A 16,581-nucleotide genomic window follows, 5' to 3' on the forward strand; every position below is an offset into this window, starting at 1 on the left:
CCGCGTCGGGGCCCGGGTGGAACTACCACCGTCGATCCGGGCGGTGTCGTCGCCTGCCAGGAACTCGGTGTCAGTGGTCGTGTCAGAGCCGCGTCAGGGGGGTGACAGGCCGGCCGCCGATGGTGGACCGCATGACGAGTTCAGCGATTGCGGTCTCCGGACTGCGGAAGGCCTACAAGGACAAGGTCGTGCTCGACGGCATCGACCTGGACGTCCGGGCGGGCACGATCTTCTCCCTACTCGGCCCGAACGGGGCCGGCAAGACGACCACGGTGAACGTGCTGACCACGTTGGTGAAAGCCGACGGTGGATCGGTACGCGTCGCCGGACATGACGCCGCCACCCAGGCCAAGGCCGTCCGCGCGGCGATCGGAGTCACCGGCCAGTTCGCGGCGGTGGACGAGTTGCTGACCGGGCGGGAGAACCTCCAGCTGATGGTGGATCTCAGCCCGGTACCGGCCAGGGACGGCAAGCGGATCGTCACGGAGCTGCTGGAACGGTTCGACCTGGCGGAGTCGGCGCAGAAGCCGGTGTCGACCTACTCCGGGGGGATGCGCCGCAAGCTGGATCTGGCGATGACCCTCGTCGGCGACCCGCGGATCATCTTCCTCGACGAGCCGACGACGGGCCTGGACCCGCGCAGCCGACGCACGATGTGGTCGATCATCCGCGACCTGGTGGCCGACGGGGTGACGATCTTCCTCACCACGCAGTACCTCGAAGAGGCCGATCAGCTCGCCGACCGGATCGCCGTACTCGACCAGGGTCGCCTGGTCGCCCAGGGCACGCCCGAAGAGCTCAAGCGCCTGATCCCCGGCACACACGTCCGGCTCCGGTTCGCGACCGTCGCGGAACTCGACGCGGCCGCCCGCGTGCTCACCGACTCCACACGGGACGACGAGGCACTCGCCCTACGGGTGCCGAGCGACGGCGGGACGGCCTCGCTGCGGGCCCTGCTGGACCGGCTCGACGAGTACGCGATCAGTGCCGAAGGTTTCTCCGTACAGACGCCGGACCTCGATGACGTCTTCCTCGCCCTGACGGGCACCCGCACCCAGGAGGTATCCGCGAAATGAGCGCCAAGTCCCACTCGATCGTCATGTTGCGCCGCAACTTCAAGCACATCGCCCGCAACCCGACCTCGGTGTTCAACGCAGTGCTGATGCCGATCGTGATCATGTTGATGTTCGTGTACATGTTCGGCGACGCCTTCAACGTCGGCGTCGACTACATCGACTACGCGACTCCCGGCCTGATGCTGCTGGCGGTCTGCTACGGGTTGGGCGCCACCGCGACCGCGGTGAACTCCGACATGACGAAGGGCATCATCAACCGGTTCAAGGTCATGCACGTCTCCCGTGGCGCGGTGTTGACCGGTCACGTCGTCGCCAGCGTGCTGACCAACCTGGTTGCCATCGCAGCCCTCGTCGGAGTGGCGTTCCTGCTCGGATTCAGCCCGTCGGCGACCCTCCTCGGCTGGCTCGGCGCGATCGGCATCATCGTGCTGCTCGGCTTCGCCGCAGGCTGGCTCACCGTCGCGCTGGGCCTGTCGGCGAAGTCGCCGGAAACTGCCGGGCTGGCCTCCGTACCGCTGGTCATGCTGCCGTTCTTCAGCAGCGCGATCGTGCCGGCGGACAAGATGGGGCCGGGGCTCCGGGAGTTCGCGGAATACCAGCCCTTCACACCGATCATTGAGACCCTGCGCGGGTTCCTGAACGGCACGCCGTCCGCCGGCGACGTGATCCCCGCGCTCGTCTGGTGCGTCGCCATCGCGCTCGTCGGCTACCTGTGGGCGCGGTCCACGTTCACGAAGCGAGCGTGACCGCGACCAACTCGCTCCAGTTCGTCCCAGTGCCCTCCAGCGCCGCCTCTGCGAATTTCCCATCGCCGAGGCGGCGCCGCACTGTCTGCTCGATCCGGTCCACGTCCGGGTGCGAACGATCCGGCCGTCCGCGGACGGCGGTGCTCGCCGCGAGCAGCCGCGCGGCCTGGTCGAACTGGTCACGCCGGAGGGCGAGGTCCGCGACTCCGACGAGCACCTGCGCGATCGTCGGCGCGTGCCCCGTCTCGGCCGCCGCCGCGCAGGCCGAGGAGCGGTGCCGACGGACCTCGTCGAGATCATCGGTGAGGTACCCGAGCAGGTCGTGCGTCACCGCGCGGATGTGCGCCTCGTCGGCCTCGTCGCGCAACAGGTCGGCCGCGACACCGATCTGCCGGGCCACCTCCTCGGCGTCGCCACGCCAGCGGGCGAGTTCCGCCTGCGACAGCGCCAACACGGCCAGCGCCCCCGGCCACGTGACCCGGCGCGCGTACCGCCGCGCCTCGGCCAGCGTCGACGCGCTGGACTCCTCGTCGCCCAACAACCAGTACAGCTGAGCCTGTCGCGAGCGCATCCGGATGATGTCCTCGACGGTGCCGACCTCGGTCATCGCCGCGATCGCCTCGTCGTAGTACCCGCAGGCACGGGCGAACTCGCCGCGCACGGCGATCGACTCCGACAACTCGGTCAGGGCGAACGAGATCCCGAACCGCTCGCCGAGGGCCCGGAACTCGGCGAGGGCCGTCTCGAGGTACGCGTCCACCTCCGGCCCGTGCTGGCCGAGAAGGATCCGCATCTTGCCGAGTTGCAGCCGCGCCAGCGCGCGTACCCAGGGATCCTGGTCGTCGAGTAGCGGCTCCCACGCGGCCAGGATCGCGGCCGGATCCCGCAGCATGCGTTCCAGCGGTACGACGAGCGCCACACCCGGGTGGCTGCCGCGACTGCTACGGCTGACCTCGTACGCCTTGTGGATCCACTCCGCCGCCTGGCGCTCGTCGCCCGGCCCGGAGTTGAGGAAGAGCACGACGAGTGCGTACACGGTGGCCCGGATCTCGTCGTTCACCTCGCCGGGCGCCTCGGTGGCCGCCGTGACCAGCTCCATGCCCTCGGTCCGGTGACCGCCGAGCCACCAGTACCAGCCAGCGCCCGCAGCCAACCGCATCGCGGCGTCCGCCTCGCCGGCGGCGAGCGCACCGCGCATCGCGGAAACGATGTTGTCATGTTCGAGTTCGAGGGTGGCGAGCCACCTCACCTGGTCGGCGCGGCGAAGGTGCGGCTCCGCCGTCTCGGTGAGATCGGTGAAGTAGGCCAGGTGCGCGTGACGCGCGAGATCCGATTCGCCCGCCTCGGCGAGCCGCTGCGCGGCGTACTCCTTGATCGTGCCGAGCATCCGGTAGCGCGGGGCGTCGTCGCCCTCGGCGATCAGCAGTGACTTCTCGGCGAGCGCGGTGAGCAGTTCGAGCATCTCCTCCCGCTCGACCACGTCGTCGGCGCAAACCCGTTCGGCAGCTTCCAGACCGATACCGCCGGAGAACACCGAGAGCCGACGCAGGACCGTCCGTTCGGCGTCGGTCAGCAGCTCCCAACTCCAGTCGACGACGGCACGCAGGGTTCGATGCCGGGGCAACGCGGTACGACTGCCGCCGGTCAACAGGCGAAAGCGGTCGTCCAGTCGCCTGGCGAGCTGGTCGATGGACATGGTGCGCAACCGGGCCGCAGCCAGTTCGATCGCCAGGGGCATGCCGTCCAGCGCCCGACACACCCGCGCCATCGTCGACGACGTGTGGGCGTCGACCGCCAGATCCCTACGCACCGCGCCCGCCCGGTCCCTCAGCAGCCGGACCGCGGGTGAGGATTCGATCTCAGCGGGGTCGGCGTCGAGGGCCGGCAGGGCCAGCGGCGCGACCGGCCACAACGCCTCACCGGTGATGCCCAGCGGCTCCCTGCTCGTCGCCAGGATCCGCAGCCGCCGACACTCTCCGAGAAGCCGATGGGCGACCACCGCCGCCGACTCGATCACGTGCTCGCAGTTGTCCAGGATCAGCAGCGCCTCCCGCTCACGGATCGCGGCGACGAGCCGGTCGATCAGCTCCATGCTCGGCGCCTCGCCGAGCAGAGCATCCCGGAGTCCGAGCCCGGCGAGCGTCGCCTGCACCACGTCACCGTCCGCGCCGATCGTGGCGAGCTCGACCAGCCAGACCCCGTCCGGCAGCTCGCCGAGCATCAGTCGCGCGGTCTCCGTGGCCAGCCGGGTCTTCCCCGAGCCGCCCGGTCCGATCAGTGTCGTGAGCCGGTGTTCGGCGACGAGCGCACCCACCTGGGCGACGGCGTCGTCCTTGCCGACGAAACTGCTCAACTCGGCCCGGAGGTTGGTCTTGCGGTTCTCCTCCCGGCGCCCCAACTCGCCCCGCAGCAACGCGACGTGCAACGCCGAAAGCTCCGGCGAGGGATCGACGCCCAACGTGTCGGCCAGTGCCTCGCTCGTGCGCTGGTGAACCAGGAGCGCCTCGTTGTCCCGACCGCTCGCGGCGAGCGCACGCATCAACAACATGACGAGGCGTTCCCGTACCGGGTGCGCGGCCACCAGGTCGGTCAACTCCTCGACCAGCTCCGGACCGTGACCGAGGCTGATTTCCACGTCGAAGCGATCCTCCACGGCGGTCAGGCGCAGCCTCTCCAGCCGGGTGACCACCGCCTCGAACGCCGCGCTGTCGGTCACACCGACGTCCTGCATGGCCGCGCCCCGCCACAGGGAGAGGGCCTCGCGGAGCCGCCGGACCCGCTGCGGACCCTCGTCGTCGCGCGCCTGACCGACGAGGCGCTCGAACCGTACGGCGTCGACGGAATCGGGTGCCACAGTCAACTGGTAGCCGTCGGTCTGCCCCTCGATCGCACCGTCCGGCAGCAGTTTCCTCAGCCGGGACACCAGGCGGTGCAGGGCGTTCGCCGCATCGGTGGGTGGGTTCTCAGCCCAGATCCAGTCCACGAGGGTCGCCTTCGGGACCACGTGACCCGGGCTGAGCGCGAGAGCGGCCAACAGCCCGCGTAGCCGCGCACCTGGCACGTCGGTGACGATGCCGTCGTCCGTGCGAACCTCGAATGGACCAAGTAACCCGACCTGCACTTGGCAGATCTTGCCACGTACGTGAGAGCCGCCCGCGTTGCCGAGGTCCGCCGGTCGACCCATCCGGCGGACCACCCCCGAAGGCGTACGGATTCATTGATTGCTCTTCCGAGGCACGACGATCGCGGTCCGGACGACCTGGATGGACCACGACGAACCTCCCTCCGCCACCGAGACAGCGCTCTCCGCCGTTGTGGCGGACTGCCAGGTGAGCACATCGCTATTCGCGGAGCCTGCTGGCGCCGCCGTAACGATGGTCACGATCTTGGCGCTCTATCGGACAGACGCCGACGATCCCGAGGACGGGGCCGTTGGCCCGGTCGATGCCCTCCGACGTTAGGACCTGATGTCCGTTCAATTCCGCTCCACCCGCCAGCACCTGCTCCGTAGCAGTCTCCTGGTCGGCGCACTGGCCGGGCTCGCCACCGGCCTGCTGCCCGCTGGCCCGGCCCGCGCCGCCCCCTCCCGGGCGGACCTCGTGGTCGCCGCCTCCGTCGACACCGTCGAGGTGCCGGCCAGCGGTGGCTGGTCGACCCTGACCCTCGACGTACGCAACTCCGGTACGAAGGCCAGCCAGGACGTGACCGTGGCGTTCACGCTGCCGGCGGGCGCCTGGTTCTCCTCCGACGGGTTCGTGATCCCGCCGAGCTGGAGCTGTGATCTGCAGGGCACCGCGACCTGCGCACACGCCCCCCTGGCCGCCGGGGAGATCGCCGACACGCTGAACCTGCCGTTCGGGCTCCCGCCCGGCACCGCCGGAGACGCAGTGACCGTCACCGCCACGGCGAAGACCGGTACGGAGTCGTCGACCGCCAACAACATCGGCCAGGCGAGCGTGCGCTACATCCCCAGCACGATGGACCTCGAGTTTGTGCCCGCCGCAACCAGCCAGCAGCTCCTCCCGAATGAGTATGTGAATGTTTCCACGTCTCTCCGGAACTCCGGGAACTCCCCCTCGGGCGAGGTGACCGTCACCATCCCGGTGCCCGCCGGGATGCAGGGCTCGGAGACGTGGAGCGAGGGGTGGGACTGCGCGTTCGGCGACAGCGTCGCCGACGGCCGGACTGGCTGGCGCTGCATCCACAGCCCGCTGCGGCCGGGCGAGACGAGCGAGCAGCTGTACTACGGCGGGATCCTCACCTCCACCACCGTCGGCGATGTCGTGACGATGGAGGCGACCGCGGCGACGACGTCGCCGGAGACGACCCTGGAGAACAACACGGCTCGGCACACCGTCACGGTCGAGCAGGGGGCGATCGTCCGCGGCACCGTCTGGGTGGACGGCAACAACAACCGCGTATGGGACACGTGCGAGGTGGGCGCCCCGGTCGGCTACGAAGGGATCTCCCGCATCGACGTGGCGACGCAACCCGGCGGGTCCGGCTCCGGCGGGCTGACCACCATCAACCCCGACGGCACCTTCACGGCGTACGTCCGCCCGGGCACCTACCGGGTGCAGTTTCACGTGCACGACCCGCACGACTTCATCGACTCGATCGACTCGGACCTGATCTACTACTGGAACGAGACCGGTGGCGCCAACTACGGCCACACCGACTGGGTCACCGTAGCTACGGGTGATGAGGTGACGCTGGACGCGGGCGTCAGGTCACGCTGGATCCAGTCCTGTTGATACTCCTCGGCGCCGTTCCGGCGCACCCGGGCGGTCCGGCCTCCGCGGCCGGGCCGCCCGGATCTCGTCGTGGGCCATCGGCACGGGGTCCGCTCGACCCTCTGGCTACCGGCCCGTGAATGGCCCATCGGACTCAGCCTGGCGCTCGGCTCGCCAGATCGCATGTCCCCACAGTGGCCGTCGCCGCTCGGTCATCCACGCTCCATCCCGAGCCGCCCTCATACCGCGGTGAAGGTCGAGCGGAAGAAGGCCGGTAAGCGGGCGGCTGGCGCATCGGCAAGCCCCAGGGGCATGGGGAGGAAGCGTGGCTGGTGGCCCGTGGATGGCCCGTCAGGTGTTCATTGCCGGCGGAACATCGAAGGCCCTGACCGGGACTCACGTCCTGGCCAGGGCCTTCGCGGTGGAGCGGGTGACGGGAATCGAACCCGCACTGTCAGCTTGGGAAGCTGATGTTCTGCCATTGAACTACACCCGCAAGCGGCACCACTGTACCCGAGTGGTCGAGCCGGTGCACCCAGGTACCCCCGGCGAGCTCGCCACCCCCACACACCCAGGAAAAAGTTTCCGGACGGCAACATATGCTCGTTCTCAAATACGTCGATGGAATGTAACGTCTGCCACACGTTGCCAGCCACGGCGTGACACACCCCCTGCCGCGCCGCCAGAAAGAGGTGGGCCCATGGGACCCCGTCCCAACCTGCTGACCCGGCGTGCCGCCGGTGTCGCATCGACGACCCTCGCGCTGCTACTCAGCACCGCCGCGGTGGGTGTCGTTCCTGCCGCTTCGGCATTCTCCGCCGTGCCCGACGCCTGCGCGGAGCCGGCCGACGGCCACGCCAACGCCCGAATCAAGCCCGGCGCGGCGGCCAAGCACGACCCGAACGAGTTGACCGCGCAGCAGGTCCGTGAGCGGGAAGCCGACCTGACGGCGGCGCAGCGCGAGCGCGCCAACTTCCGCACCGGCGCCGGCGCGACGGCCCTGGCCACCGTCACCGTCCCGGTGGTGGTGCACGTAATCCAGGAGAACAGCACCCGGGCCGGCGGCAACATCCCCGACTCGATGATCACCTCGCAGATCAGCGTGCTCAACCAGGCCTACGCCGGCGCGACCGGCGGTGCGGCCACCGCGTTCGCCTTCCGACTCGACTCGATCAACCGGGTGACGAACCCGTCGTGGTACCCGATCGTCTACGGCTCGTCGGCGGAGCGGTCGATGAAGTCCTCACTGCGGGTCGGCGGCAAGAACACGCTCAACATCTACCTCGGCGAACTGAGCGACGACCTGCTGGGTTGGGCGACCTTCCCGCAGCGGAAGCTCAGCAGCGCCGACGGCGTGGTCGCGCTCAGCGAGTCGCTGCCGGGCGGCACCGCCACCAACTACAACCAGGGCGACACCGGCACCCACGAGGTCGGCCACTGGCTGAACCTCTACCACACCTTCCAGGGCGGCTGCGGCGGCTCGGGTGACAGCGTCAGCGACACCCCGGCCGAGGCCTCGCCGGCGTACCAGTGCCCGACCGGGCGCGACACCTGCTCGGCGACCGGGCTGGACCCGATCACCAACTTCATGGACTACACCTACGACTCGTGCATGTACCAGTTCACCCCTGGTCAGGCCAGCCGCATGATCACCGCCTGGAACGCCTACCGCGCGGCCTAACTGCTCCGCGTACAACCGGTGTCGGCTCCGTCACGACGGAGCCGACACCGTCGTGTCAGAGCCCCGGTCAGGCGGCCGTGCACTGCACGTCACGGCTGAGGCGGGTCGGCCGAGCCTGTGGCACGGCGACCGGCGCGGCCGTCGCCGACGGGGCGTGCGGGTCCAGCCAGACCCGGACAGCCGGCCGGCTCGGCGTGACACCCGGGACGCCGGCGACGTGCTGCTCGCGGCGGGTCAGCATTGCCACGTCGACGGTGAACTCGAACAACCGCCAGTCGACCTGCTGCTCGGCCCGGGCACTCTGCGCCAGCCGCGCGACCCGGACCGGATCGGTCACCGGACGAGCGTGCCCCGCCAGGTAGGCCTCGTCGTCGCTCTCCTCCGGGGGGAACGAGTGCAGCGCGTAACGGCCGTCGCGTTCGAGGTCGCGGCGCTTCGGGGAGTCGATGATGAAGCAGAAGAGACCTTCGTCCGTGATGACCGGGGAGACCGGATGAACGCGGGGCCCGCCGTCGGCGCGGACCGTGGCCAGGTAGCCGAAGCCCGGCCCGTACTGCTGAAGGAGAACGCGGATCCCGTCGGCGAGTCGGGGCTCGTCGGCGGCGAAATCGGACCAGGAAGCCATGCGAGCATTCTATCGAACAAATGTACGACGGGCGACCTCGACGCGCTGGTCACCGGCACCGAATCCGGCCGGTTTCGGCAACGCGGCTATGGTGGTCCGATGCTGCTCTCCGACCGCGACCTGGTCTCCGAGATCAAGGCCGGCACGCTGGGCCTGGAGCCGTTCGAGCCCACCCTGGTCCAACCCTCCAGCATCGACGTCCGACTCGACCGGCTGTTCCGGGTCTTCAACAACCACCTCTACACCCACATCGATCCGGCGATGCAGCAGGACGACCTGACCTCGGCGGTCGAGGTGCCCGACGGCGAGCCGTTCGTGCTGCACCCGGGGGAGTTCGTGCTCGCCTCGACGCTGGAGGTCATCTCCCTGGGTGACCAGCTCGCCGGCCGACTCGAAGGCAAGAGCTCACTGGGCCGGCTCGGGTTGCTCACGCACTCCACCGCCGGCTTCATCGACCCCGGCTTCTCCGGACACGTGACGCTGGAGCTCTCCAACGTGGCGAACCTGCCGATCACCCTCTGGCCGGGCATGAAGATCGGGCAGCTCTGCATCTTCCGGCTCTCCTCGCCGGCGGAGCACCCGTACGGCTCGGTGGTCTACGGATCCCGCTACCAGGGCCAGCGGGGCCCGACGCCGAGCCGCGCCTGGCAGCACTGGCGCACCTGGCCGACCCGCTGAACCCGTGACGACGAGGGCCCGCCGCGACGGATCGCGACGGGCCCTTCGGTCACTCCCGATCAGCCTGGACGGCCGTAGCTGTGGATCGGGCCGTCGTCGACCTTCTTCATCTTGACCGGTTGGCCGGCCTGCGAGGCGTGCACCACCCAGCCGCCGCCGACGTACATGCCGACGTGGTGGATGTCGCTGTAGTAGAAGACCAGGTCGCCGGGGCGCAGGTCGCCCTTGCTGACGTCCTTGGTGACGCGGCTCTGCTGGGCGGCGTTGTGCGGCAACGACACACCGGCCTTCGCCCAGGCGGCCAGCATCAGCCCGGAGCAGTCGTACGAGTTGGGTCCCTCGGCGCCCCACACGTAGGGCTTGCCGATCTGTGCGCAGGCGAACTTCACCGCGACGCCCGCGGCGCCGCCGGGATAGCTGCCGGGGCAGGGCGCGGGGCGCAACGAACCACCGCCACCGTTGCCGTACACCTTGAGGCGAAGCTTCTGCAGCCGGTCGATCTCTTCGTTGATCTGCTTCTTCTTCGCGGCCAGCTGAGCCTCGGTACGGGTCAGCTGGGCCACCATCTCGTCCAGCGGCGCCTTCTGCGCGGCCAACTCGTCCCGCAGGTCGGCCACCTCGCGTACGTCCTGTTGCTGGTTGTGCGCGAACCGGTCGAGCATTTCGAGCTGACTGACCACCTCGCTCGGTGACCGGCTGCCCAGCATCGCGTTGACGGTCGACACGGTCTCACCCTTGTACGCCCGCACGGCGAGGGCGCTGACCTTGTCCATCGCGGCGTCGACCTGCTGTTCGAGCGGGGCGATGCGGGTGGCCAGAGCGTCCGCCTGCTTGCGCTTGACGGCGAGGTCGGTCCGGGTGGCGTTGTGCCGTTCGATGATCGGTTCGAGTTTGTTCCAGTCCTCGTCGATCTGACGCTCGATCTCCGCGACGGACGGGTCGGCGTGGGCCGCCGTGGCGCTGCCCGTCAGGACGACGGCGACGCCGACCAGCGCGGCGAGAGCGGTGGTGAAGCGGGACCAGCGTGGGCGCGGCACGATCGGCGTCGGGCCGGCTGCTGCCGACCGCTCGGACGACGGCCGCGGGGCATGGAGTGCCACCGGGGTTCCGTACTCCTTCTTCCTGACCGCCTACCGGGTTAGCTGACGGGTTCGGGCGGGAAGTCGGCGCCCTACCGCAGTGGCTGCGGATTCACCCCGAGGGACCTGGGTCCCCGGTTCGCTCGGAAACGACTCGGCGGTGTCGGTCCGTTACCGCCCGGGCTGGGCGGAGCTGCTATCGGGCCGACGAATGACCAGAGTAGAGACGCCTGTTACCAATCCGCAACCCGTGCGGCCGTGACACTCCGTACCGATCGAGTGGGGGTCACTGACCCGGTGTGAAGATTTCTTTCTGAGCGAGTCGATAGATGGAAAGGTATTGACGCGGACTCTCCAGCGGCGCGATGGTGACCTGACCTCTACCCGCGAGAATCTAGGGGGTTCGATGCACCATCCAACCCTGTCGACCGGCTGGCGCGCACTGCTCGCCACCACCGTCATCGCCGCCGCGAGCGCGGTGCCACTCTCGGCGGCGGCCGCCGCCGCACCCACCACCGATCGCCAGCAGCAGTACGCCGCTGCGGCGACGGAGTACGGCGTACCGGCCGGTGTGCTGCTCGGCGTCTCCTACCTGGAGTCCCGCTGGGACAGCAACGCCGGCACACCGAGCACGAGTGGTGGCTACGGCCCGATGCACCTGACCGACGCCCGCCACGTCGCCGCTCTACCCGGGCGCGGCCACCACGATGCCGGTGCCGAGGACCCACGCGGCGACGACTCCCGGCCCGCCCGGGTGCCCGCGCCCCGACCCGCCGAGGCCCCCGCGCCGGCCGCCGCCGCGTTGCAGACCGTGGACGCCGCAGCCGCGCTGACCGGCGCCACCCCCGAGGCGCTGCGCACCGATGCGGAGGTCAACATCCGGGGCGGGGCTGCGCTGCTCAGCGCGTACCAGCGGGAGTTGGGTGCACCGGTCGGCGCGGACACCGATCCGGCGGCCTGGTACGGCGCGGTGGCCCGCTACGCCGGTGCGGACAGCGCCGACGCCGCAGCGGCCTTCGCCGACGAGGTCTTCACCACCATCGCCGCAGGCGAGTCCCGGGTGACCGACGACGGTCAGCGAATCACCCTGCCGGCGATCGCGGTACAGCCCCAGCGCTCCTGGTTGGACCGGCTGGGCCTACGCCGGCTGGCCCGCCCGGACGGGGTGGAGTGCCCGCGCACCATCTCCTGCGAGTGGATCCCCGCACCCTACGAGGCGTTCGGCGACGGGGACTACGGCAACCACGATCTTTCGGACCGGCCCGCCCGGCAGAAGATCGAGTACATCGTCATCCACGACACCGAGGCGAGCTGGGCGACGACCCTGAAACTCGTCCAGGACCCGACGTACGTGAGCTGGCACTACTCGCTGCGCTCGGTCGACGGGCACATCGCCCAGCACGTGAAGACCAAGGACGTCGGCTGGCACGCGGGCAACTGGTACGTCAACGCCAAGTCGATCGGTCTCGAACACGAGGGCTTCGCCGCGCAGGGCACCTGGTACACGGAGGCGATGTACCGGACCTCGGCGAAGCTGGTCCGGCACCTGGCGCTGCGGCTGGGCATCCCGCTGGACCGCCAGCACATCATCGGCCACGACAACGTGCCCGGCACCGTCGCCTCGACCGTGCGTGGGATGCACTGGGATCCAGGCCCGTACTGGGACTGGACGCACTACTTCGACCTGCTGCACGCGCCGCGACTGGACACCGGCACCCCGGCCACCGGGCTGGTCCGGATCGACCCGGACTACGCCACCAACCAACCGGCGTTCACCGGATGCGTCACCGCAGGTGTGCCGTGCGCGCCGCGCGGCTCATCGTCGGTGGTGCTGCGGAGCGCACCGTCCGCGGACGCGCCGCTGGTCAACGACATCGCGCTCCGGCCGGACGGCACCCCGAACACGATGGCCGTGTCGGACCACGGGGCGCGGGCATCCGCCGGGCAGACGTACGCGCTCGCCGGACGGCAGGGTGACTGGACCGCGATCTGGTACCTCGGGCAGCGGGCCTGGTTCCACAACCCGGCGTCCGCGCCGACCGCCAGCTGGACCGTCGGCGTCGTGGCCACGCCGAAACCCGGACGGACGATTGTCCCCGTGTACGGACGGGCGTACCCGGAGCAGGCGGCGTACCCGGACGGGGTGCCCTACCAGACGATCTCACCGCTGCAGTACACCCTGGCCGCCGGACAGCGGTACGCCGTCGGCGCGGTGCTGGCCGGCGAGTACTACCGGGCCAGCACGTTCGACGGCTCGTCGCCGGGCGACTGGACGGTGATCCGCGGCAAGAACCGCTACGCGCAGATCCAGTTCGGCCACCGGATCATGTACGTCGATCTCGCTGACGTGCAGCTGCTGCCCTCCCCGGTGGGCGCGCCCCGCTGAGAACCACGACGGCCCCCGGTCGGTGACCGGGGGCCGTCAGTACGTGATCTGGATCAGCCAGGTCTGCGGAACCCGGCGACCGGCATCGTGTTGATGCTGGACACCTGCACCGGTTTGCCGGCACGTGGTGCGTGCACCATCTGGTTGTTACCCAGATACAGGCCGACATGCGTTAGGCCGGAGAAGAAGAAGACCAGGTCACCGGGGCGGGCGTCAGCTCGCGCGACAGCCTTGCCCTCGTTCCACTGGTCACCGGTGTGGTGAGTGAGGGAGATCCCGGCCGACTTGTAGGCGTACTGGGTCAGCCCCGAGCAGTCGAACGAGTTCGGGCCGGTGGCGCCCCAGACGTACGGATCACCGACCTGTTGGCAGGCAGTCTTGATCGCCTTCTGGGCGGCCGAGCTGGTCACACCGTTGATCGTCGGGCAGCCCGCGGTCTTGACCGTGGTCTTGGGCATTGACGCCTCAAGCTGCTTGATTTCGGCGTCGATCTGCTTCTTCTTGGCCGCCAGCTCGTTCTGCTGCGTGGTCTGGGTGGTGATCAGCGCGTCCAGCTTCTGCTTCTCACCGTCGTACTTGGCCCGCACGGCCAGCACACCCTCGACCTCCTTGCGCTCCTGCGCGGCAAGCCGGTCGAGCACGGTGAGCTGCTCGGTGAGCGTGTCCGGCTTGACGCTGACCAGCAGCGAACCGATGTCGTGCGACGGGCCGGAGATGTAGTAGCGGGAGGCGAGGTCGCCCACCCGGTTGAGCGCCAACTCGCTCTGCAACGCGAGCGGCTCGATCTTCTTCTGCAGGCTCGCCGACTTCTGCCGGTTGACCTTCAGCTGCGCCCGAACCTTGTTGTACTGCTCGATAGTGGGCTCCAACTGCTCCCACTTCTTGTCGATCTGCGCCTCGATCTCGTCGACCGTGGGATCGGCGTGCGCCGGTGCGGCGAGCAGACCGGCGCCGACTGCGGCGGCGGCGACCAGGACGAGCAGGCGGTGGACGCCGCGGCGCAAGCCACCTGGCCGAGCAGACGTTTTCAGGTCGTGACGATGAGGGGGCATGGTTGCCACCGGCACCGACTCCTTTGCAACCGACCGCCGGGCGCCTCGCGTGAGGGAAGGGCCGAGGCAGACGACCCACAGCGGTCGGTGCCTCACATTAGGGAAGCTCGGAGCGGTAATCAAGGCGAGCGTAGGAACCATCACTGTCGTGCAACTGCTTGCACACCAAGGGTATTGGTTTTTCAACCAACGATTGCGGTCAATACATCGTCGAGAGTGACCACACCGAGAGGGCGCCGGCCGTCGCTGACCAGCACCATGTGCCGCCGCTCGCGGCGCATGGCCAGCAGCAGGTCGGCCAGCGTACGCTCCGGCGGCACCACCGCCAGCGGCCGGTAGACCTGGGCCGGCACGGGTGACCGACGGCCTCGCCCGGCGTACCCCAGGACGTCCTTGACGTGCACGAATCCGAGCACCCGGCGGGTCGACCGCTGCACCACCGGGAACCGGGACCGACCGGTCCGCGTCGCCAGCACCTCCAGTGACGCCGGCGACACGTCCTCGGCCACCGTGACCACCGTCGACCACGGTTGCAGGGCGTCCGCCGCCGTTCGGCTGTGCAGGGCCAGCGCGCCGGTGATCCTCACGTGCTGCTCCTCGTCGAGCAGACCCTCCGTACGCGCCTGGGAGACGAGCCCGGCCAACTCCTCGGCGGTGAACACCGTCTTCACTGCCTCGGACGCCTCGATGCGCCAGAACGCGAGCACCCGGCGGGCCGCCCACTTCATCGCCAGCAGCAGCGGCTTGGTCGCCACACAGAACGCCAGCATCGCCGGGCCGAGCCAGAGTGCGGAAACCTCCGGACCGGCCAGCGTGATGTTCTTCGGCACCATCTCGCCGACGACCGTGTGCAGGAAGACCACCACGCCCAGGGCCAGCACGAACGCCACCGGGTGCACCGCACGCTCGGGCAGCCCGGCAGCGCGGAACGGCGGCTCCAGCAGGTGCGCCAGGGCCGGCTCGGCGATCGCGCCCAGCCCCAGCGAGCAGACCGTGATGCCGAGCTGCGCGCCGGCGATCATCAGCGGAATCTGGTTCATCGCCGACAGTGCCCAGCGGGCCCGCTTCGACAGTGCGGCCAGCGGCTCGATCACCGTCCTCCGCGAGGCGATGAGCGCGAACTCGCTGCCCACGAAGAACCCGTTGCCGAGCAGCAGCAGCGCGGTCACCAACAGCTCAGTCATCGTCGTCCGGCTCCGCCGGGCGCAACACCCGGACCTGCTCGATCCGGTGCCGCTCCACCTCCACCACCGTGAACTCCCAGCCACCCGCCTCGACCGTCTCACCGGCCAGCGGGATGTGGCCGAGCTGGGCCATCAGGAACCCCGCCAATGTCTCGTACGGCCCGTCTGGCAGCCGGAAACCGGTCTGCTCGGCCACCTCGTCGGAGCGGAGCACCCCGTCGACCAGCACGGTGCGTTCGCCGCCCGGCACCGTCAGCTCGACCGCACCGGGGTCGTCCACGCTCGCCGGGTCGAACTCGTCGGCGATCTCTCCTACCAACTCCTCGACCAGGTCCTCGATCGTGACCACGCCGTCCGTGCCGCCGTACTCGTCCACCACGATGGCCAGGTCGGCGCCGGCAGCCTTCAACGCGGCGAGCACGCCGTCCAGATTGAGGCTCTCCGGCACGTACACCGGCTCGCGGGCCACCGCGCCGACCATCGTCGACGCCCGGGCGGCCAGCGGCACGCCCAGAGCGTCGGGCACACCGGCCACCCCGGTGACCAGATCGAGGGTCTCCTCGTACACCGGGAAGCGGGTCCGCCCGGTGCGCCGGGACGCCTCCAGCAGCTCGGCCACGGTGGCCGTGACGCGCAGCGCGACGACGTCCACCCGGGGCGTCATCGCCTCGGCGGCCCGCTTGTCGCCGAACCGGATGGTGCGGCGCAGCAGCATCGCGGTGTCCGTCGGCAGTGCGCCGGCCCGGGCCGAGATGGCCGCCAGCAACCCCAACTCCTCCGGCGAACGGGCGCTGGCCAACTCCTCCTGCGGCTCCACCCCGAACGCCCGGACCAGCCGGTTCGCCGATCCGTTCAACCCCCGGATCAGCCAGCCGAACGCCCGGGAGAAGGCATGCATCGGGCCGGCGGTGGCCAGCGCCGCCGGCATGGGCCGGGCCAGCGCCGCGTTCTTCGGCACCAACTCGCCGAAGAGCATGGAGATCAGCGTGGCCAGGGCCAACGCGAGGAACGGAGTGAACCGCTCGGTGTTCTCCCCGACCATCGGGCGCAGCAGCGGGGTGAAGATCCGGGCCAGGGCAGGTTCGGCCAGGTAACCGGTGAGCAGCGCGGTGATGGTGATGCCGAGCTGCGCGCCGGAGAGCTGGAAGGAGAGTTCACGCAGCGCCGTGCGTACCGTCAGAGCGGCCTGGTCGCCCGCGGCGGCCCGCCTGTCGATCTCCGCGCGGTCGACCGTGACCAGGGCGAACTCGGCCGCGACGAAGAACGCGTTGCCCGCGGTCAGCGCGACGAAGCCGACCAGCGGCAACAGCATCGTCCAGAGTAGGCCGTCGATGTCGCCTC

12 protein-coding genes, 1 tRNA gene and 1 riboswitch are annotated in these 16,581 nt (G+C 69.8%); of the genes, 6 read left to right on the forward strand and 7 right to left on the reverse strand.

The genetic code is table 11. The annotated features are described in order from the left end of the window. Positions 1–131 precede the first annotated feature (131 nt). Both FHU34_RS00930 and FHU34_RS00935 read left to right on the forward strand, forming a co-directional pair. A complete protein-coding gene (locus tag FHU34_RS00930; protein ID WP_145778249.1) occupies positions 132–1,076 on the forward strand; it encodes an ATP-binding cassette domain-containing protein in 945 nt (314 codons plus the stop codon). Then, positions 1,073–1,822: an ABC transporter permease gene (locus FHU34_RS00935; protein WP_145778250.1), complete on the forward strand. Its 750-nt coding sequence runs from the start codon at positions 1,073–1,075 to the stop codon at positions 1,820–1,822. The genes FHU34_RS00930 and FHU34_RS00935 overlap by 4 nt, the downstream gene beginning before the upstream one ends. On the opposite strand, the gene FHU34_RS00940 is transcribed toward FHU34_RS00935, so the two are convergent. Then, a complete protein-coding gene (locus FHU34_RS00940; protein WP_145778251.1) occupies positions 1,806–4,943 on the reverse strand; it encodes an ATP-binding protein in 3,138 nt (1,045 codons plus the stop codon). The two genes, FHU34_RS00935 and FHU34_RS00940, sit on opposite strands and share 17 nt — an antisense overlap. A gap of 346 nt (positions 4,944–5,289) precedes the next feature. Between FHU34_RS00940 and FHU34_RS00945 the strand changes: the two genes are divergently transcribed. Then, on the forward strand, positions 5,290–6,576 hold the full coding sequence (locus tag FHU34_RS00945) for a DUF11 domain-containing protein (RefSeq protein WP_145778252.1): 1,287 nt from the start codon (positions 5,290–5,292) through the stop codon (positions 6,574–6,576). 401 nt (positions 6,577–6,977) lie between these two features. Here FHU34_RS00945 and FHU34_RS00950 read toward each other — a convergent pair. Then, a tRNA-Gly gene (locus tag FHU34_RS00950) sits at positions 6,978–7,051 on the reverse strand. Between the two features lie 204 nt (positions 7,052–7,255). Here FHU34_RS00950 and FHU34_RS00955 point away from each other — a divergent pair. Continuing rightward, positions 7,256–8,236: a zinc metalloprotease gene (locus tag FHU34_RS00955; protein ID WP_145778253.1), complete on the forward strand. Its 981-nt coding sequence runs from the start codon at positions 7,256–7,258 to the stop codon at positions 8,234–8,236. A 67-nt stretch (positions 8,237–8,303) separates the two neighbouring features. Here FHU34_RS00955 and FHU34_RS00960 read toward each other — a convergent pair whose 3' ends face one another. After that, complete coding sequence (locus FHU34_RS00960) at positions 8,304–8,861, reverse strand: pyridoxamine 5'-phosphate oxidase family protein (RefSeq protein ID WP_145778254.1); 558 nt, start codon at positions 8,859–8,861, stop codon at positions 8,304–8,306. Between the two features lie 99 nt (positions 8,862–8,960). Here FHU34_RS00960 and dcd point away from each other — a divergent pair, with 99 nt between their 5' ends. Beyond that, positions 8,961–9,539 carry a dCTP deaminase gene (gene dcd / locus FHU34_RS00965; protein ID WP_030332009.1) on the forward strand — a complete coding sequence of 193 codons (579 nt, stop codon included), beginning with the start codon at positions 8,961–8,963 and terminating at the stop codon, positions 9,537–9,539. 59 nt (positions 9,540–9,598) lie between these two features. Here dcd and FHU34_RS00970 read toward each other — a convergent pair whose 3' ends face one another. After that, complete coding sequence (locus FHU34_RS00970) at positions 9,599–10,639, reverse strand: C40 family peptidase (protein WP_145778255.1); 1,041 nt, start codon at positions 10,637–10,639, stop codon at positions 9,599–9,601. Positions 10,640–10,652: 13 nt separating this feature from the next. Beyond that, positions 10,653–10,788: riboswitch (cyclic di-AMP (ydaO/yuaA leader) on the reverse strand. A gap of 236 nt (positions 10,789–11,024) precedes the next feature. Between FHU34_RS00970 and FHU34_RS00975 the strand changes: the two genes are divergently transcribed. Beyond that, complete coding sequence (locus tag FHU34_RS00975) at positions 11,025–13,004, forward strand: N-acetylmuramoyl-L-alanine amidase (protein ID WP_145778256.1); 1,980 nt, start codon at positions 11,025–11,027, stop codon at positions 13,002–13,004. A 53-nt stretch (positions 13,005–13,057) separates the two neighbouring features. Here FHU34_RS00975 and FHU34_RS00980 read toward each other — a convergent pair whose 3' ends face one another. The 3 genes from FHU34_RS00980 to FHU34_RS00990 form a co-directional block, all read right to left on the reverse strand. Continuing rightward, positions 13,058–14,071: a C40 family peptidase gene (locus FHU34_RS00980; RefSeq protein WP_208744897.1), complete on the reverse strand. Its 1,014-nt coding sequence runs from the start codon at positions 14,069–14,071 to the stop codon at positions 13,058–13,060. Positions 14,072–14,238: 167 nt separating this feature from the next. Beyond that, the gene (locus FHU34_RS00985; RefSeq protein WP_145778258.1) at positions 14,239–15,240 is read right to left on the reverse strand and encodes a hemolysin family protein; all 1,002 of its coding nucleotides are present in this window, start codon (positions 15,238–15,240) and stop codon (positions 14,239–14,241) included. Continuing rightward, positions 15,233–16,552: a hemolysin family protein gene (locus tag FHU34_RS00990; protein ID WP_208744898.1), complete on the reverse strand. Its 1,320-nt coding sequence runs from the start codon at positions 16,550–16,552 to the stop codon at positions 15,233–15,235. The genes FHU34_RS00985 and FHU34_RS00990 overlap by 8 nt, the downstream gene beginning before the upstream one ends. Between the last annotated feature and the right edge of the window lie 29 nt (positions 16,553–16,581).

Origin of the sequence: Micromonospora taraxaci, assembly GCF_007830095.1 — a bacterium.
Taxonomy (GTDB): Bacteria; Actinomycetota; Actinomycetes; order Mycobacteriales; family Micromonosporaceae; genus Micromonospora; species Micromonospora taraxaci.